14 protein-coding genes are annotated in these 18,007 nt (G+C 76.1%); 4 read left to right on the top strand and 10 right to left on the bottom strand.

Annotated elements, in window-relative coordinates; translation table 11 throughout:
• Nucleotides 1-14 precede the first annotated feature (14 nt).
• The 4 genes from ACQP6G_RS19270 to ACQP6G_RS19255 all read right to left on the bottom strand — a co-directional run bounded on the left by ACQP6G_RS19270 (nt 15) and on the right by ACQP6G_RS19255 (nt 6,128).
• Nucleotides 15-3,050, bottom strand: a complete 3,036-nt coding sequence (locus ACQP6G_RS19270) for an FAD-binding and (Fe-S)-binding domain-containing protein (RefSeq protein WP_429766735.1) — start codon at nt 3,048-3,050, stop codon at nt 15-17.
• A 131-nt stretch (nt 3,051-3,181) separates the two neighbouring features.
• Nucleotides 3,182-4,240 carry a TetR/AcrR family transcriptional regulator gene (locus tag ACQP6G_RS19265; protein ID WP_429766733.1) on the bottom strand — a complete coding sequence of 353 codons (1,059 nt, stop codon included), beginning with the start codon at nt 4,238-4,240 and terminating at the stop codon, nt 3,182-3,184.
• Nucleotides 4,241-4,323: 83 nt separating this feature from the next.
• Nucleotides 4,324-5,139 carry an ABC transporter permease gene (locus ACQP6G_RS19260; RefSeq protein ID WP_429766732.1) on the bottom strand — a complete coding sequence of 272 codons (816 nt, stop codon included), beginning with the start codon at nt 5,137-5,139 and terminating at the stop codon, nt 4,324-4,326.
• Complete coding sequence (locus ACQP6G_RS19255) at nt 5,136-6,128, bottom strand: ATP-binding cassette domain-containing protein (RefSeq protein ID WP_429766730.1); 993 nt, start codon at nt 6,126-6,128, stop codon at nt 5,136-5,138. Before ACQP6G_RS19255 ends, ACQP6G_RS19260 begins: the two co-directional genes overlap by 4 nt.
• Nucleotides 6,129-6,266: 138 nt before the next feature.
• On the opposite strand from ACQP6G_RS19255, the gene ACQP6G_RS19250 reads away from it, so the two are divergent.
• On the top strand, nt 6,267-7,328 hold the full coding sequence (locus tag ACQP6G_RS19250; protein WP_429766728.1) for an NAD-dependent epimerase/dehydratase family protein: 1,062 nt from the start codon (nt 6,267-6,269) through the stop codon (nt 7,326-7,328).
• On the opposite strand, the gene ACQP6G_RS19245 is transcribed toward ACQP6G_RS19250, so the two are convergent.
• Nucleotides 7,308-7,853 (bottom strand): MarR family winged helix-turn-helix transcriptional regulator, encoded by a 546-nt coding sequence (locus ACQP6G_RS19245; RefSeq protein ID WP_429766727.1) that lies wholly within the window; start codon nt 7,851-7,853, stop codon nt 7,308-7,310. The two genes, ACQP6G_RS19250 and ACQP6G_RS19245, sit on opposite strands and share 21 nt — an antisense overlap.
• 135 nt (nt 7,854-7,988) lie before the next feature.
• On the opposite strand from ACQP6G_RS19245, the gene ACQP6G_RS19240 reads away from it, so the two are divergent.
• Complete coding sequence (locus tag ACQP6G_RS19240; protein WP_429766725.1) at nt 7,989-8,621, top strand: FMN-dependent NADH-azoreductase; 633 nt, start codon at nt 7,989-7,991, stop codon at nt 8,619-8,621.
• A 115-nt stretch (nt 8,622-8,736) separates the two neighbouring features.
• Here the strand turns inward: ACQP6G_RS19240 and ACQP6G_RS19235 are convergent, their stop codons facing one another.
• The 3 genes from ACQP6G_RS19235 to ACQP6G_RS19225 form a co-directional block, all read right to left on the bottom strand.
• Nucleotides 8,737-9,180, bottom strand: coding sequence for an OsmC family peroxiredoxin (locus ACQP6G_RS19235; protein ID WP_429766724.1), 444 nt, complete (start codon nt 9,178-9,180; stop codon nt 8,737-8,739).
• 120 nt (nt 9,181-9,300) lie between these two features.
• Nucleotides 9,301-10,782, bottom strand: coding sequence for a hypothetical protein (locus tag ACQP6G_RS19230; protein ID WP_429766723.1), 1,482 nt, complete (start codon nt 10,780-10,782; stop codon nt 9,301-9,303).
• Nucleotides 10,783-10,843: 61 nt separating this feature from the next.
• Entirely contained in the window at nt 10,844-11,425 is a 582-nt protein-coding gene (locus ACQP6G_RS19225) for an RNA polymerase sigma factor (RefSeq protein ID WP_429766721.1), read from the bottom strand.
• A gap of 149 nt (nt 11,426-11,574) precedes the next feature.
• Between ACQP6G_RS19225 and ACQP6G_RS19220 the strand changes: the two genes are divergently transcribed.
• Nucleotides 11,575-13,479, top strand: coding sequence for a DUF4012 domain-containing protein (locus ACQP6G_RS19220; RefSeq protein ID WP_429766719.1), 1,905 nt, complete (start codon nt 11,575-11,577; stop codon nt 13,477-13,479).
• A gap of 124 nt (nt 13,480-13,603) precedes the next feature.
• A complete protein-coding gene (locus tag ACQP6G_RS19215) occupies nt 13,604-14,344 on the top strand; it encodes an LPXTG cell wall anchor domain-containing protein (protein WP_429766717.1) in 741 nt (246 codons plus the stop codon).
• 84 nt (nt 14,345-14,428) lie between these two features.
• Here ACQP6G_RS19215 and ACQP6G_RS19210 read toward each other — a convergent pair whose 3' ends face one another.
• Both ACQP6G_RS19210 and ACQP6G_RS19205 read right to left on the bottom strand, forming a co-directional pair.
• Complete coding sequence (locus tag ACQP6G_RS19210; RefSeq protein WP_429766716.1) at nt 14,429-16,105, bottom strand: glycosyl hydrolase family 18 protein; 1,677 nt, start codon at nt 16,103-16,105, stop codon at nt 14,429-14,431.
• Between the two features lie 181 nt (nt 16,106-16,286).
• Nucleotides 16,287-17,927 (bottom strand): LuxR C-terminal-related transcriptional regulator, encoded by a 1,641-nt coding sequence (locus ACQP6G_RS19205; protein WP_429766714.1) that lies wholly within the window; start codon nt 17,925-17,927, stop codon nt 16,287-16,289.
• Between the last annotated feature and the right edge of the window lie 80 nt (nt 17,928-18,007).

The raw sequence follows: 18,007 nt of genomic DNA, 5'->3' as shown, positions 1-18,007 counted from the left end.
TGTGGGCGCGCGGGTCAGAGGCGCTCGGCGATGACCTCCACGAGCGCCTTGCCCTGCGTGCCCTCGAGCTGCACGGCCTGGGTGCGGCAGGAGAAGCCGTCTGCCACGTACTCGGTGCCCGGCGCGGCCTCGCGCAGCGCGGGCAGCAGCGCGTTCTCCGCCACGGCGACGGACACGTCGTAGTGGCCCTTCTGCATGCCGAAGTTGCCGGCGAGGCCGCAGCAGCCGGCCAGGACCTTGATCTCGGCGCCCGCGGTGCGCAGCAGCGCCTCGTCGGCGTCGAAGCCCATCACGGAGTGCTGGTGGCAGTGCGGCTGCACCACGGCGGTGAGGTCGGACAGGTCGGGCATCTCCCAGCCCGACCCGGCCGCCGGCGCGGTCTCCGGCGAGGTGAACAGCTCCGCCAGGGTGCGGGTCGCGTCCGCGACGGCCTGGGCGCGCGGGTCGTCGGGGAAGAGGTCCAGCAGGTCCGAGCGCAGCACCGCCGTGCACGACGGCTCCAGCCCGAGGATCGGGATGCCGTTGACCGCGTACGGCCCGAGCACGGACAGCAGCTGCGACAGCCTGCGGCGTGCGCCGTCGAGCTGGCCGGTCGAGATCCAGGTGAGCCCGCAGCACGCCTGCTGGTCGGGTACGACGACGTCGTACCCCGCCGCGGTGAGCACCTTCACCGCGGCCTGCGGGACGGAGGGCGCGAGGGCGTCGCTGAACGAGTCCGCCCAGAGCACGACCTTCGGGCGCGATCCCGTGGGGCGGTCGTGCGGCGTCTGGCCGGCGCCCAGGCCGGGCACGCCGTGCGACGCCCAGCCGCGCTTCCACCAGGTGCGGAACGGGATCTCCGCGAACTGCGGCACCTGCCGCCGCGTGTCCATGCCGCCCGCCCACAGCACCGCCTTCGCGATCCACGGCACGCCGAGCACCTTGTTGACGAACCGCGGCATCCCGCCCGCGAGCCGCGCCCAGCGGGGCAGCCAGCCGAGGGCGTAGTGGTCCACGGGGCGCAGCTTCCCCTTGTAGGTACGGTGCAGCACCTCGGACTTGTACTGCGCCATGTCGACGCCTGCCGGGCAGTCGGACGAGCACGCCTTGCAGCTCAGGCACAGGTCGAGCGACTCCCGCACCTCGGGCGCCGTGAGGCCGCCCACGAGGGTGCCGTTGACGGCCTCCTGCAGCACACGCGCCCGCCCGCGGGTCACGTCCTTCTCGTCCTTCGTCGCCTGATAGCTGGGGCACATGAACCCGCCGGAGGCGTGGTTGTCGGCGCGGCACTTGCCCACGCCGACGCAGCGGTGCACGGCGGTCGTGAGGTCGTGGTGGTCGTGCGCGAACGAGAACCCGGTGTGGCCCGCCTTCTTCGCGATGCCGTGCAGCGGGCCCGAGCCCGCCATCCCCCGGTCCCCCACCGGCAGCGTCGAGAGCACGGCCTTCGCCGCGGGGCGGCGCAGGTCGGCGTCGACGGCCGCCGGACGCACGACGACGCCCGGGTTGAGCAGGTCGTCCGGGTCGAACAGCGCCTTGAACCGCTCCATGAGCCGGATCGCCTCGGGCGTGTACATCAGCGGCAGCAGCTCGGAGCGGGCGCGGCCGTCGCCGTGCTCCCCCGACAGCGAGCCGCCGTGGTACGCCACCAGCCGCGCGGCATCGGTCATGAACGTGCGCAGCACGGAGCCCGACGTCTCCATCGGGATGTCGATGCGCAGGTGCACGCAGCCGTCACCGAAGTGCCCGTAGGGCAGCCCGTCGACGCCGTAGCGCTCCATGAGGTCCTCGAGGTCGCGCAGGTACGCGCCCAGGCGCTCGGGCGGGACCGCGGAGTCTTCCCAACCCGGCCACGCCTGCTCCCCCGCGGGCGTGCGGCCCGCGAGCCCCGCGCCGTCGGCGCGGATCTGCCACATCTTGGTGGCGTCCGGCCCGGCGGGCAGCACCAGCGAGGACAGGGCGGACGACGACGTCACGATGGCCTCGGCCCGCGCGCTCGCCTCGTCCTGGCTCGCGCCGCCGACCTCGATCATCAGCCAGCCCGCGCCCTCGGGCAGCGCCGGCACGGACGCCTCGCCCTTGGCCCTGCGCACGACGTCGACCAGGCGGGCGTCGAGGCCCTCGATCGCGAGCGGCTTGTGGCCGAGGAGGTGCGGGACGTCGTCGGCCGCCGCGGGCATGTCCGGGTAGCCGAGCACGACGAGCGTCGGCGCGGTCGGCACGGGCACCATCCGCAGCGTGGCGCCGAGCACCGTGACCAGCGTGCCCTCGGTGCCCACCAGTGCCTTGGCGAGGTCGGAGCCGTTCTCCGGCAGCAGGTGCTCCAGCGAGTACCCGGACACCTGGCGCCCGAACCGGCCGAACTGGGTGCGGATCAGCGCGAGGTTCTCCCGCACGAGCTCCGCCAGGCCCGGCACGGCGGCGAACGTCGCGTCGCCGCGGCCCGCGGTGAAGCGCCGGCCGCGTCCGTCGACGACGTCGAGCTCCACCACGTTGTCGGCGGTGCGGCCGTAGGCCACGGCGTGCGGGCCGCACGCGTTGTTGCCGATCATCCCGCCGAGCGTCGCGCGGTTCTGCGTGGACGGGTCCGGGCCGAAGCGCAGGCCGTGGGCGGCGCCCGCGCGCTGCAGGGTCGACATCACGGTGCCGGGCTCGACGACGGCCGTCCCCGCCTCCGGGTCGACGGAGACCACCTCGTTCAGGTGCCGGGAGAAGTCGAGCACCGCGCCCGTGCCGACCGCGTTGCCGGCCACCGACGTGCCGGCGCCGCGCGCCGTCACCGGGATCTTCAGCTCGCGCAGCACCTCCAGGCCGCGGACCACGTCGCGCGAGCTGCGCGGGAAGGCGACGACGTCGGGCACGACGCGGTAGTTCGAGGCGTCGGTGGAGTACTCCGCGCGCCGCCGGGAGGAGGAGTCGACGTCGCCCGCGATCACCGTCCGCAGCGCGGAGACGACGGCCGCGCGGGCCTCGTCGGCCGCGCGCCTGGCCGCGCTCTCCGCCTCGTCACGGGTGGGCGCGACGTCCGCGCCGCCGTCCGGGGTGGGGGCGTTCCGGGTCTGGGCTGGCACGCGCCGATTCTGCCATCGGAGCCCCCGGGGTGCCGACGCGTCCACGCCGCCGACGCCCCGCCCGCCCCCGTCGAGCAGTCGGTCCGTCGCGGGAAGGGGTCGTTCCCCGCGACGGACCGCCTGCCCGGAGGTCAGCCGCGGTCGGCCTTCTCCTGCGCCGCCCGCACGGCCTCGGCCTCCGCCTTCAGGGCGTCACGCTCGGCCTTCTGGAGGTCGCGCACGCGCTTCTGCGCCTCGCGCACCCGCTTCTCGGCCTCCTTGCGCTTCGCGGCGGCCTTCTTGACCTTGGCGTCGGCGGCGTACGCGCCCGCGGTCGCGACGGCGGCGGCCACCTCCGGGTCGTCGCCGGGCGACGCCGCCGGGACGCGGCCGTCGTGGTGGACGACCGCGGCGTCCCGCGACGCGACGTAGGCGCCCACGCCGTCGAGCGTCCGCTCGAGGCCCCATGCGACATCGTCGAGCTCGTCCAGGCCGCCGCCGCTGGGGGGCACGTACGTGCCGCGCTCGACCAGCGGGCGCAGGTAGGGGAAGCGCACCTCGTCGACGAGGTGGCGCAGGACGTCGTGGTAGGCGGAGCCCAGGGCGTCGCCGTCGCCGCCCGCCGCGACGACTGCCCGGTCCAGGTCGCGACCCAGGATCGCCGCGTTCCGGACGTAGCCGCTGGTGAGCAGGATCGTCGCGATCTTCTCGTCGTCGTCCAGCGGCGTGGAGCGCAGCGCGCGCAGCCCGGCGTCGAGGACGCGCAGGTTGGCCGGGGTCATCGGGGCGCCGGTGACGGGGATGTCGAGCACCCAGGTGTGCTTGCGGAAGACCGCGAGGGTGAACAGCGCCCACTCCCGCAGCTCGGCGCGCCAGTCCGCCGGCTCGTGCGCGGGCGGGAACTCGACGTCGATGGCGACCTCCTGCATGAGCAGCAGCAGGTCGTCCTTGCTCGTGACGTACCGGTACAGCGACATCGTGGTGAAGCCGAGGCTCTTGGCGACGCGCGCCATGGAGACGCCGGCGAGGCCCTCGGCGTCCGCGATCTCGACGGCGGCCTCGACGATGCGCTCGATGCTCAGCTCCCGGCGGGGCACGCGCTCCGGCCGTTCCGCCACGCCCCAGGCCAGCGCGAGGCGCGGCGGCAGCTCCGGCACGTCGGGCCCGGGCGGGTCGGTCTCCGGCAGGTCCGTCTCCGGCGTGTCCGTCATGGGTTCATCATCCCCGAATCTCCCGTCGGTCGAGCCTGTCGAGACCCGGGACGCGGTCCCGACAGGCTCGTCCGCCATCAGGATCAGCGGGCGGTCCGACGGCGGTACAGGCGGCCGCCGGCGACGACGCTCGCCGCGAGGAAGCCCACCAGCCACACGCACGCGGTGACGATCGTGCCGGCGTCGGGGCTGCCCATGAGCAGGCCCCGCACCGACTCGATGATCGGCGTGAACGGCTGGTGCTCGGCGAAGCCGTGCAGCCAATCCGGCATGGTGTCGACGGGCACGAACCCCGAGCTGAGGTACGGCACGAACAGGAAGATCATGTTCACCGACATCGACGCCTCGACGCTGAGCACGAGGCCGAGGGTGACGCTGAGCCACGTGAAGGTCAGCACCGACAGGACCGCGAACCCGGCGAAGCCCAGCCAGCCGGCGAGGCCCGCGGCCGGGTCGAACCCGTAGGCGAGCGCCACCAGCAGCACGACCGCGGCCGAGGCGAGGTTGCGCACGACGCTCGCGACCACGTGCCCCCACAGCGCGGACGGCCCGAAGATCGGCAAGGTCTTGAAGCGGTCGATCGTGCCCGTGGCCATGTCCTGAGCCACGCCGGTGGCCGCGGTGGCGGAGTTCATGCCCAGGCACATGATGAGCACGCCGGGCACGACGTAGTCGATGTACTCGCCCCCGGTGCCGCCCGCGATCGCCCCGCCGAAGATGACGACGAACACGGTCATGATCAGCACGGGCAGCGCGAACGCGGTGATGAGGCCGTCGATCGAGCGCAGGGAGCGGCGCGCCTCGCGCCGGGTCATGGTGGCGACGTCGCGCAGCGGCGCGCGCGTGGCGCGGACGGGGGCGGGTGCCGTCGGCCTCGCCGGGGCCAGGGTGGTGGTCATCGCAGCGCCTCCTCAGGGGCGGTCTGGTCCGTGGTGCCGGTCGTGCGGTCGGTGGCGGTGCTGCCGGTGAGCGCCAGGAAGACGTCGTCGAGGGTGGGCTTGACCACGCTCACGCCCGCGACGGCGAGGCCGCGGGACTCGGCCCGGTCGAGGACGTCACGGATGGCGCGGACGGGCTCGGCGCTCGGGAAAGTCAGCGCGAGCGCCCGGAGGTCCTCCTCGGCGGCGTCGAGGCCGACGACGCCGAGCTCGCGCGCGGTGGCGAGGCTCGCGGCGTCGTCGAACGTCACGCGCACGTGGTCCCCGGCGACGAGGGTCTTGAGCTCCTCGGCCGTGCCGCGCGCCGCGATGGTGCCCTGGGCGAGGACGGCGATCGTGTCGGCGAGCCGGTCGGCCTCCTCGAGGTACTGGGTGGTGAGCAGGATCGTGGTGCCGTCGGCCGCGAGGCCCCGCACCACCTCCCAGAGCTGGGAGCGCGACGCCGGGTCGAGCCCCGTGGTGGGCTCGTCGAGCACCAGCACGGCCGGGTCGGCGACGAGGCTGATGGCCAGGTCGAGGCGGCGGCGCATGCCGCCGGAGTAGGTGCCGACCCGGCGGCGGGCGGCGTCGGTCAGGTCGAAGCGCTCCAGGAGCTCGTGGGCACGACGGCGCACGACGCGCTTCGGCAGGTGGGCGAGGTCGGCCATCATGACGAGGTTCTCCTCCCCCGTCTGGAACTCGTCGACGCTCGCGTACTGGCCGGTCAGCGCGATGCTGCGCCGCACCGCGGCGGGCTGCTTCACGACGTCGGCGCCGGCGATGGTCGCCGTGCCGCCGTCCGGCTGCACCAGCGTGGTGAGGATGTTGACGGTGGTGGTCTTGCCCGCGCCGTTCGGCCCGAGCAGCGCGAAGATCTCGCCGCGTCGGACGGCGAGGTCGACGCCGCGCAGGACGGCGGTGCGTCCGTAGGACTTGCGCAGCCCCCGCACCGCGATCATCGGGTCGTTCATGGCCGTTCCCCTCGGTCGGTCTGTGTATGACATACACGAGCGTACGGCATACACAACGTGTTGGCCATACACATCGTGTCTCCGATACACGCGGGCCCTGCACGCGCGCCGCGCCGCCACCGCGGCTACGGTCGGACCGTGCGCGTCGTCGTCGTGGGAGCCAGCGGAAACGTCGGGACGGCCGTGCTGGGCGCACTCGCCCGCGAACCCGCCGTGACCTCGGTCGTCGGCGTCGCCCGGCGCGTGCCGCGCGCCGACGGCAGCAGCACGGTCACCTACCCGCACTCCGCCGCCGAGTGGGTCCGCGTCGACCTCACCGACACCGCGGACGCCGTCGTGCGCGGCCTCGACCAGGCGTTCCTCGGGGCCGACGCCGTCATCCACCTCGCCTGGGCGCCGCCCTCCGCCCGCGACTCCGGGCAGGCCCGACGCCTCAACCTCGACGGCTCGCGGGCCGTCGCCGACGCCGTCGTGCGCGGCGGGGTGCCGCACCTCGTGTTCGGCTCGACCTCCGGCGTCTACTCCCCCGGCCCCCCGGACGGCGGCCTCGTCGGCGAGGACTGGCCGCGGCGCGGCGTGCGCACGTCGTCGTACTCCGTGCAGAAGGCCGCCGTCGAGCGGATGCTCGACGACGTCGCCGAGCGGCACCCGGGGCTGGTCGTGACCCGCGTGCGCCCCGCGCTCATGCTGCAGCGCGAGGCCGGCGCCGAGCTCGCGCGCTACTTCCTGGGGCCGCTCGGCACCCGCGCGCTGCGGCTCGCCGCGAAGCGCGCCCCCGAGGGGGCGCTGCTGCCCGCGGTGCCCGCGCTCGCCGGGCTCCGCCTGCAGGTGATGCACGTCGACGACGCCGCCGACGCGTACCGCGCCGTCGTCGTCGGCCGCCATCCCGGGGCGTTCAACCTGGCGCCCGAGGGCTGGCTGACGTCGGCCGACCTCGCCGACACGCTCTCCGGCGGCCGCAGCGTCGAGGTCTCGCCCGAGGTCGCGCGGACCGGGCTGACGGTCGCCTCCCGGCTGCGCCTCGCGCCGATCGACGTGGGCTGGTTCGACATGGCCCGCGCCGACGTCGTCCTCGACGCGACGCGCGCCCGCGAGCTGCTGCGCTGGGAGCCCGCCCACGACCCGCGCGACGTGCTGCGCGAGACGGTCGAGGGCGTCATCGCCGGCACGGGCGCCGGCTCACCGCCCCTGCTCGGCTGACTCCGCGGGGAGCGGTCCGCAGCCGGTGCCGCGGGCCCGCTCGCCGCACGCGAGCGCCGGGTCGATCGTGCGCACGACGACGTCGGCGGCCACGCCGAGCGCCGCGAGCTGATCGTCGTCGAGGGCGTCCACCACGAGGCGGCGCACCTCCCGGACGTGCCCCGGGGCGGCCGCCACGAGCTTGTCCCAGCCCACGTCCGTGAGCCGGGCCTCCATCCGCCGCCGCCCGTCGGAGCACGCGCTGCGCTCGACCAGGCCGGACCGCTCGAGGCGACCGACGGCGTGCGACAGCCGGGACAGCGAGCCGCGCGAGAGCGCCGCCAGGTCGGACATACCGAGGGTGCGCCCGGGCGCCTCACCCAGGGCGACGAGCACGTGGTACTCGAACAGGTTGAGCCCGGAGTCCGCGCGCAGCTGCGCGTCGAGCGTGGCGGGCAGGGTCATGAGAAGCGCGGCTACCGACGACCAGCTCCGCTGCTGATCGTCGTCGAGCCACACCGGGGCGTCGGTCGGTGCGGACGGCATACCCCATCCTAGGCCGACTTGAACCGTCAACACCGTCCGGGTACGTTGATATTGAACGTTCAAGACGACGTTCTCCCCAGCGCTGCCCCCGTCCGCCGCCCGTGCGCCGGCGACCCCCACCGGAGGAACCACCCCATGACGCTTCTTCGTCTCGACGCCAGCATCCAGGGCGACCGGTCCGCGAGCGCCGCCCTCGCGGACACCGTGGTCGCGGAAGTCACGGCCGCCCGCCCCGGCACCGCCGTCGTCTCCCGGCACCTGGGCAAGGACCCGCTACCCGCGGACGCCTGGGCCCACGCCACCTCGGGCGGCTTCGTCGCCGAGTCCGAGCGCACCCCGCAGCAGCGGGCCGCCCTCGACCTCGCCGCGGCCCTGGCCGACGAGGTCCGCGCCGCGGACGCCTTCGTCCTCGCCATGCCGCTGTACAACTACGGCGTCTCGCAGCACGCAAAGACCTGGATCGACCTCGTCACGACCGGCGCGGGCGCGGGAGTGCCCGTGCTCGAGGGCAAGCCCACGGTGCTCGTCACCACCCGTGGCGGCTCCTACGGCGAGGGCAGCCCGCGCGCCGGCTGGGACCACAACACCGACTACCTGCGCCGCATCCTCGCGGACCTCTGGCTGGCGGACCTCACCGTGGTCGAGCGCGAGTTCACGCTGGTGGGCGTCAACCCCGCCCTGGACGAGTTCTCCGACGTCGCCGCCGTCATGGCCAAGCAGGCCGAGCAGGACGCCGTCGCGGCCGGGCGAGCGCTCGCCGCCCGCTGAACGCCGAGATAGAGAAGCTGGACCCGCGAGATAGAGAGGGGGACCGGGCCACCACACCAGTGGTCCGGTCCCCCTCTCTATCTCGCGGGTCCAGCTTCTCTATCTCGGCGGGGGGTCAGCCCTCGAAGGTCACGTCCAGCGTGATCTCGCCGACGCCCGCGAGCGCCTTCGAGACCGGGCAGCCGGCCTTCGCGGCCTCGGCGGCGGCGCGGTACGCGTCGGCGTCGATGCCGGCGGCCGAGCCCACCACGGTGAGGTTGATCTTCGAGATCTCGAGGCCCCCGCCGGCGGCCGGGGTCAGGGTGACGTCGGCGGTCACGTCGGTCTTGCCGGGCGTGCCGCCCGCGTTCGCGACCTCGAGCGAGAACGCCATCGCGAAGCACGACGAGTGCGCGGCGGCGATGAGCTCCTCCGGGCTGGTGACACCCTCCGCGGCGTCCGCCGTCCGGCGGGGGAACGAGACGTCGAACGCCCCGACGCCGGAGCTGGCGAGCTCGACCCGGCCGGAGCCCTTCTGGATGTCGCCGTTCCAGGCGGTGCGTGCGGTACGGGTGGACATAGGAGTTCTCCTTCGTGCTCCGGGACAGGTCACGACGACCGTAACCCGCACCCGCACCTCGCGTCAGGGAGCGCCCGCGTGGTGGCGGTCACGTCCGGGCGAGGGCGTCCGCCACGGGCCTCACCGCGGGGCCGAGAAGTCCATCGCGTCGTCCACGACGGCGACGACGGACCACGCGTTGCCGTCGGCGTCGGACAGCTCGTACGCCGGGACGAGCACGACCGAGCCGTCGTCCTGCGTCTGCTGCGCCAGGCCGAGCCGTGCGTCGGTGATCTCGACGTCGGAGACCGGCCAGTCCACCGGGTCGCCGGCGGCGGGCGGCGCGGGGGGCGCGGTCGGCTCGGTCCCGTCCTCCTCGGACGCAGCCCACATCTTCTCCTCGTCGGCGTACACGACCGGCCAGGCCGCGCCGGAGAACCGCGGGTCGCCGAGGCGCCGCACCGCCTCGGCCGGGCTGATCACGGGGTACTCGCCGAGGTCCTCGGTGGTGGCGAGGAACCCGTCGAGCCAGGCGACGCCCTCCTCCCCGACGGTGGCGCTCCACTGGGCGCCGGTGCGGCTGCCGTCGACCACCTGGGAGGCGGTGACCCAGCGGCTGGGGTCGCCGTCGGTCCTCTCGCCCACCTCGATCTCGAACGTGTCGGGGTCCACGCCGAGGCTCCGCATGACGTCGGTGAGCGCGTCGCGCGCCTCCCGGTCGCCGACGGACGACGTCGCCGGCTCGTCGCAGGCGGGCTCGGTGCCCTCCTCGTCGTCCCCTCCGTCGCTGCGCGCGGCGACGTCCTCGCACTGCCACGGGTCGGCGCCGGGGTCGTTGTAGCCGAACGTCGCGCTGCCGTCGGCGGACAGCCAGACGTGCGAGCCGCTGCCGTCCTGGGGCCCCACGGTCCAGCCGTGGTCCCACCGCGGCTCCCCCTCGACCCCGAGCGTCTGCGCGAGCCGCGCGGCCCCCTCGCGGGTAGCCACGCCGGTCGCGTCGAACGCGAACGCCGAGGCCGTCCCGCCCTCGGTGGACAGCCCGTCCGCGTGGAAGACGGCCCGGCCGGAGGTGGCCCAGCTCGGCATGGTGGAGGCGGTGTCCGCCGACCGGGCGGCGTCGCTCGCGCCCGCGCTGTCCTCGGCGGCGCCCATCTCCGCGCCGCCGGCTGCGGCGTCGTCCCCGGCCGCACCGGCGGCCCGGCCGCCGCCGTTCAGCACGACCGGGGCGTCAGCGGACGCGGACGCGCCGGGCGCGGCAGCGCCGCCGAGGGCGTACCCGCCCACGCCCACCGCCGCGAGCACCACGACGCCCGCGGCGGCCAGCCACGGCGTGCGGCGCCGCCCGCGGCGCGCGGCGAGCTCGTCGCCCTCCTTGCCACCGGTCAGGTCGTCCCCGGGCCTGTCGGCGGCGGAAGCGTCGCCGTCACCGGCCAGCCGGGCGTCGACCTTCGCCCGCAGCCCCGCACCGACCGCCCCCGCCCCCGCGGCCGGGTCGGCCGCCCGCAGGCGGGCGAACGCCTCGTCGGCGCGGTCGTCGCGGTCGTCGCGCGGCCCTGCCGGAGTGGCGGGCTTCCCCTGGGTCGCGTCACCGCGCACCTCGTCCTGGCCCTCGTCCCGGCTCATGATGTCCTCCCGGCCCCGCGGCCCGCCGGCCCGGCGGGCGTCTCGCACCCCGTCTGTGTCGTCACCGCGCGCCCGCTTGCGCCGCGGCGTCGCCCTCGCCCGCTGCGTCGTCCTCACCCGTGCCGTCGTCGGCCGCCGCCTCGGCGTCCCAGGCGGCGCGCAGCCGCGCCCGCGCGCGCGACAGCGCGGCGTCGGCTCCCCCGCGCGAGACTCCCAGCACCTGCGCCAGCCCGTCGCCGCCGACGCCGTCCCACGCGACGAGGAGGAGCACCTGCCGGTCGCGCGGCGAGAGGCGCGCGAGGACCGCGCGCACGCGGTCGTCGTCGACGGCGAGCGCGGCGGGGTCGACGTCGTCGGGCACCTCCGGCACCACGGCGACCGGCGTCGGCCGGGCCTTGCGGCGGTGGTTGGCCAGGACGAAGCCGGCCGTCCGGTAGAGCCACGGCAGCTCCGCCCCGCGCGGCACGTCCGCCCGGCGGCGCCAGGCGGTGGCGAGGACGTCGGCGGCCAGGTCCTCCGCCTCCGCCCCGCCCGCGGGGAGGCGCCGCACGAGGTAGCGGTGCACCGCCCCCGCGTGCGCGGCGAAGAGGTCGTCGAACCACGCCGTGTCGTCGTCGACACGCGCCGTCTCGTCCGGGTCCACCGGGCCTCCTGCGGTCCTGGGCGCGCGAGGGCGCGCGCCACCCCTCGACGCGACTGTGTCGCCGCACCCCGCGGTCTTGCACCCGCGCGCGCCGACATCACCCGCAGATTCATCCCTCCGACCGCGCCGCGCGGACCTACGGTGCGGGGATGACCGTCGACACGGGCGCGGCGCCCGCCAGCACGGAGCCCGCGGCGCCGGCGCCGCGCCGACGGCGCGCCGTGCGCTGGGTGCTGCTCGGCGCCGTCGTCGCCCTGCTCGTCGTCGCCGTGTGCGCGGTGCTGCTGGTCCGCGACGCGCTCGCCGCGCGCGGCGCCCTCACCCGGGCCGCCGCGCAGGTGCCCGCGGTGGCGGAGGAGCTGCGCGCCGGCGCCCGGTCCGAGGCGGACGGCGCCTCCCCCGCGACGCTCGCCTCCTCACCGGCCCTGGCGGAGCTGCGCGCGCAGACCACGATCGCGCGCGAGGCGACCGACGGCCCGCTGTGGTGGCTCGCCGCACGCCTCCCCGTGGTCGGCCCGTCGGCGGGGGCGGCCGTCGACGTCGCCGTCGTGCTCGACGACGTGACCGACGACGTGCTGCCCGCCCTGGCCGACCTGGCCGACGCCGTGGCCGCGACGGGCCGCACCGCGGACGGCGGGCTCGACCTCGCCCCCCTGCGGTCGGCCGCCCCGGGGATGGTCACGGCGCGGGCCTCGATCGACGCGTCGAGCGCCCGGCTCGACGCCGTCGACCCGGCGGCCCTGCTGCCGCAGCTCGTCGACCCGGTCACGTCGCTGCGCGACCGGGTCGACGAGCTCGCCGGCGCCGTCGCGACCGGCGACCGCGCGGCCGCGCTCGCCCCGGCGATGCTCGGCGCGGACGGTCCGCGCACCTATCTCGTCCTGGGCATGAACAGCGCGGAGCTGCGGCCGGGCGGCGGGATCCCGGGGGCGCTCATCCTGGTGCGGGTCGACGACGGGCGCGTCGAGGTGGTGCGGCAGGTGGGCTCCTCCGAGGTCGGCCCGTTCCGCTCCCCCGTGCTCCCCCTGTCCGCGGACGACGAGGACGCCTACACGGGCCGGCTCGGCACGTTCGTGCAGGACGTGACCGCCACCCCGGACTTCCCGACGTCGGCCACGCTGGCCGCCGAGATGTGGGCGCGGGCGCAGGGCGAACAGGTCGACGGCGTCCTCGCCACCGACCCCGTCGCGCTCTCCCACCTCCTCACGGAGACCGGCCCCGTGCGGGTGCCCGTGTCCCGCCCGGTGGCGGAGGCCCTGGGCCGCGACTCCGTGGAGCTGACGGCCGAGAACGCCGTCGACGTGCTGCTGCGGCGCGTCTACGACGTGCTGGACCCCGAGACGGCCGACCGGTTCTTCGCCGACGCCGCTGCCGCGGTCCTCGCCCGCGCGACGTCCGAGGACGTCTCCCCGGGCGCGCTGCTCACCGGCCTGCAGCGCGCCGCCGGGGAGCACCGGGTACGCGTCTGGTCGGCGGACCCCGCCGAGGAGGCCCGGCTCGAGGGCACGCTGATCGCCGGCTCGTACGCCGCCGACCCGCGCGCCGCGGACGCCGTCGGTGTGTTCCTCGGCGACCACGTGGCCGGGAAGATGTCCGCCTACCTCGAGTCGTCGCTGCACGTCGTCGACGGCACGTGCACGGCGGGCGGGCGGGTGGACACGCTCGAGCTGACCCTCGCGTCGACGGCCCCCGCCGACGCGGCCACGTCGCTGCCCTGGTACGTCGCCGGGCTGCCCGGGCGAGCGCGTCCGCCGGGCACCCTCAGCCTCGCCGTGACGGTCGCGGGGCCGCGCGACGCCGAGGCCCCGCGCGTCGAGCGCGACGGGACCGCCGTCGGCGGCGAGGCCCGCACCACGCACGGACGTCCCACCCAGACGGTCACGGTCGTCCTCGCCCCGGGCGAGAGCACCACGCTGCGGCTGGTCGTGCCGGCGGCCCCCGGCACCGCGACGGGCGACGCGGGCGGCACGCCGCCCGGCCGGCTGGAGGTCTGGTCGACCCCGACGACGACGACCGGCGGGCTGCTCGACGTCGAGGCCCCGACCTGCGGGTGAAGATGCCCCGCTGCCTGCGGTTTCACCCGGGTGAGACGGGGTCCGCGGAACGCCCGCGCGGCTAGCGTGAGGGCCCCGGGCAGCCGCCGGGCAGTACGGAGAGCACCGCCCCCGAGGAGTCGAGATGGCCCACGCACGCACCGCCGCCGGCGCCGCCGTCGGCCTGGTCCTGAGCGGCGCGATCGCGGTCGCCGCCGCCGCGCCGGCGCTCGCCGACACGATGCCCAGCCCGAGCAGCAGCCCCAGCAGCACGGACTACCCGCCGCCCGAGGTCCCGACGCTCACCGCACAGATCTTCCAGCCCGAGTGCGACGGCGACGTGCCCTACCTCCGCTACGCCGTCACCGCCACGGGCACCGAGAACACCACCGTGACCATCACGTGGCTCAACCCGGGCGGCGACGACGTCGTGCAGGCCGACCTCCCGATGAGCGGCCGGGTCCTGTGGCCGGGCGCCGTCGTGGACGCGTCGGGCGCGCCGCTCGACTGGCCCGGCTGGCGCCTCGAGAACGGCGTCTGGGTGGAGGGCGACGAGTTCGACTGGGTGCGCCCGTCCGTGGACGTGAAGCTCGAGGTGAACCCCGAGCTCACCATGACCGCCGCCTACCCGCCGTCGTCGCCGAACTGCGCGACCAACCCGCCCGGCACCGTGCCGCCCGACGAGCCCGGCGAGCCGACCCCCGGCACGACCGTCCCCGCCGCGGTGCCCGCGGACGGCGCCCCGCCCGCGGCCGCCCCGCCCGCGTCGGGCTTCCTGCCGCAGACGGGCGCCGGCGTCGCCGGGCTGGTCGCCGCGGCCGCCGCGCTCGTGGCCGCGGGCGGCGTCGCCGTCGGCGTCGCGCGCCGGCGTCGTACCGACCACTGACGCTCCCCACCCGTCGGGGGGGGCGAGCCTGTCGAGACCCGGGTCTCGACAGGCTCGACCGGCGGTGCGCGTCCGGGTGGCGGATCAGCAGGCGCCCCGGTCCGCCCAGACCCCCCACTCACCGGTGGTGCCGGGCTCCTCGCCCTGCGTCCACCACTTGGCCCGCCACTCGTGGCCCTCGTGCGCGACCGTGGCGCCGCCGGTGTACACGGCGCCCGCGTCCCACGCGGTGGCCGCGCAGTCGCCCGGCTCCGTGGGCGGGTCCGTCGGGTCGGTCGGCGGGTCCGTCGGGTCCGGGCCCGGGTCGCCCGGGTCGACGGGCCCGGGCGTGCCGGTGAACAGCCCCGCCTCGACGGCGTCGAGCAGCTCGCCCGGCTCGTCGCCGGACAGGTCCCACCACATCGCGCCGCCCAGGCCCTGGGCCCTGATGTAGTCCGACTTCTGCGCCACGGTCCGCGGCGTGTCGAGGCTCCACCACGTGGTGCCGTCGTAGCGCCAGGCGGCGCCCACGACCTCGTCGTAGTAGCCGGTGCCACGGTTCTTCAACAGGTCGTAGTCCTCGATGCCGGCCTCCCACGTGGCGGGCGCCCCGCCCGTCGCCGGCCCCCACGGCTCGGCCCGGGTCGCGCCCGTCCAGCCGCGACCGTACATCGCCATGCCGAGCCCGAGCTGCGCCGGGTCGACACCGTTCCCGACGTACTCCTGGACGGCCTTGTCCGCGCTGAACCGACGGCCGTCGGAGCGCGGGTCGGCCGGGTCGTCGTACAGGTTGATCTGGTGGCCGGTGAGGTCGGGCTGCCAGGCGCCGTGCAGGTCGTACCCCTGGATGTTGCCGAAGTCGAGCGACTCGAAGACGGCCGGGTCGTTCCACCCGCCGGCCTCGATGTCCTCCGGGTTGGCGGGCAGGAACGCCGACAGCAGGTAGTCCTCGCCCGTCGTCGCGCCGTACGCGTCGAGCTGCTTGCGGAACTCGGCGAGCAGGAGCTTGAAGTTCTGCCGGTCGTTGACCTCGTCGACGTGGTTGCCCTCGTTGCCGTTCTGCGACCCCGGCCACTCCCAGTCGATGTCGAAGCCGTCGAAGACGCCGGCGGCGGCGCCCGTGCCCCCGCGCCCGTCGATCACGGGGAGGTTCCCCTTGAGGTACTGGTCGACGCACGAGCTGACGAACTTCTCCCGCGACGCCTGGGTGGCGGCCGCCCGGGAGAAGTTCTTCGACCACGTCCAGCCGCCCAGCGACAGCATCACCTTGAGGTGCGGGAACTTCGCCTTGAGCTGCTTGAGCTGGTTGAACGACCCGGCGAGCGGCTGGTCCCAGGTGTCGGCGACGCCGCCGACGCTGGTCGCCGCCGTGTAGGTCATGCCGTAGTCGGCCCACGCGTCGCCCGCGCCGTCCGACCCGTTCGGTCCGGTGCCCTGCGCCTTGTTGGCCTCGAAGCAGGTGAGCGTCTGGTGGTGGATGTTGCCGAAGGAGTAATTGATGTGGGTGAGCTGCTCGGCCGCCCCGGAGTCCACCAGGTCCTTGACCTGGAAGCCCCGGCCGTACACGCCCCACTGCGTGAAGTAGCCGACGTTCCGGTAGCCGTTGATCGCGCTGTCGCCGGGGTTCGCCGGCTCGGCGGAGGCGCTCTGCGCGGCGGCGACGGCGCCGACCGCACCGGCGGCGGCGACGGCGAGCGCCGCGACGCCGGCCAGGACGCCGCGGAGACGACGTCGTCGACGCGGGTGTCCGGGGTGGCGCGGTCCCTCTGCGTGCTTGTCCATCGGGGTTCCTCCCTGTCCTGCGCGGATGGGCCCGCGCCCGCAGGCGCGGGTGGATCAGATGGTGCACGCAAAAGTTAAGACAGCTTCCTATCCCGGCGACATCGGGGACTCCCACACTCACCGGCGCCGGCCGTACGCGACAACGCGTACGCCCGCGGCTGCGGGCCAGGTCAGGCGCGGGTCACGACGCGGGCCGCAGCGCGACCACCGTGAGCTCGGCGCGCGAGCTCACGCCGACCTTGCGGAACACGCGCCCCAGGTGCACCTCGACGGTGCGCACGGACACGCACAGCCGGTCGGCCACCTGCTTGTTCGCCAGGCCGTCCGCGACGAGGCGCGCGACGTCGAGCTCCCGCGCCGTGAGCACGTCCGCCCAGCGCGCCCACACGTCCGCGAGCCCGTCCGGACCGCCCCGGCACGTCCGCACGGCGCTCACCACGAGCGACGGCACGGCGGCCGGGCGCGGGTACCCGAGGTCGCGGCAGGCGGTGACCGCGGCGGGGACCGGGTCCGGGCCGACGGCGCGCAGCCCGGCGGCGAGGGTGTCGGAGCCCCCGGTGCGACGTGCCACCTCCGCCGCGAGCCCGCCGACGACGTGCGTCACCGGCAGCCGCGCCGCGGCGTCGTCGAGCACCCGGGCCGCCTGCTCGGCGTCGCCGCCGCGCAGGAGCACCAGCGCCTGCACCACCCGCAGGTGCGCCTCCGCCAACGGGGAGAGCCCGTCGGCTCCCGTCCAGGCGACGGTCTCGCGGTACGGCACCGCGGTCACGACGGCCCGCGCCAGGACCTCGTCGGCCTCGCGGGGGTAGCGGTCGAGGCGGGCCAGCGCCTCGACCACGGCGGCCAGGACGGCGCGGTCCGCCGAGGACACCGTGGCGCGGGCCACCGGCACGACGAGGCGCGCGAGCCGGACGCCCGGCGGGTCGTCGTCCGCGTCGAGCGGGGCGGCCGCGCCGCCGCCGGGCCGCGGGGCGGCGGTACCCGCGGCGCGGGCGACCGTCCGGGCGTCGACCAGCGCGAGCACCGCGTCGCGGGCACGCTCGGCAGCCTCCTGGACCGTCGCCACGCCGGTGCTCGCGACCCGCTCGAGCCACCCGGCGGCGTCACGCACGTGCCCGGCGAGCAGCGCCGCGCGCCCCGCGACGAGGAACGCCCGCGCCCGCACGTCTCCGGTGCCGTGGCTGGCCGCCTCGCGCGCGATCGCGTGCGCCGCGACGGCGCACCCCTGCCCCAGCCGCTGCTGGGCGAGGCGCACCAGGCCGTCGGCCAGGGCCGGGTCGCCGGCGAGGGTGGCGAGCGCGGCGTGCCACCGCGCCGCGCCGGGCTCGCCCACCCGCTCCAGCTCGGTCGCCAGGGCGGCGTGCACGGCCGTGCGCTCGGTGAGGTCGGCGTCCTCGTGCACGACGGCGCGCAGCCTCTGGTCCGCGACCCGGAACCGGCCGTCGGCGAGCTGGAGGTGCCCGGCCAGCGGCGGTGCGAGCAGCCGTTCGACGGGGGCGCCGGTCGCGCCGAGCAGGACGTCGACGCGGTCCAGGACGAGTACCCCCGCGGTCAGCAGCAGGCGCCGGTCCGCCGCGTCGAGCGCGCCGGCGGTCCCGTCGAGGGCGGCCGCCCGCACCGCGGCTGTCACGGGGAGCGGGTCGGGCAGCGCGGCGACGCCGGCGAGCTGGTGGGGCGTGAGCAGACCGAGCGTCTGGGCGAGGGCCTCGGGGTCGGCGCCGACGAGCTCCGAGACCCGTCGCACGACCTGCGGCGCGACCGGGCGTGCACGCGCGCCGGACGAGGACTGCCAGGGCGCCGCAGTGTCGCGGATCGAGGTCATCGTCGGCCTCCCGTCTCGTGCCGGGCCTCGGTGCTCGGCGGCACCACTCTGCCGCATCGCCCCGAGATGTGCGCGAAGAC

The sequence above is a fragment of the Isoptericola nanjingensis genome (genome assembly GCF_050311635.1).
GTDB classification, from domain to species: Bacteria; Actinomycetota; Actinomycetes; order Actinomycetales; family Cellulomonadaceae; genus Isoptericola; species Isoptericola nanjingensis.
The sequence above is the reverse complement of the archived record's forward strand: the minus strand, read 5'-3'. Positions and strand labels throughout refer to the sequence as shown.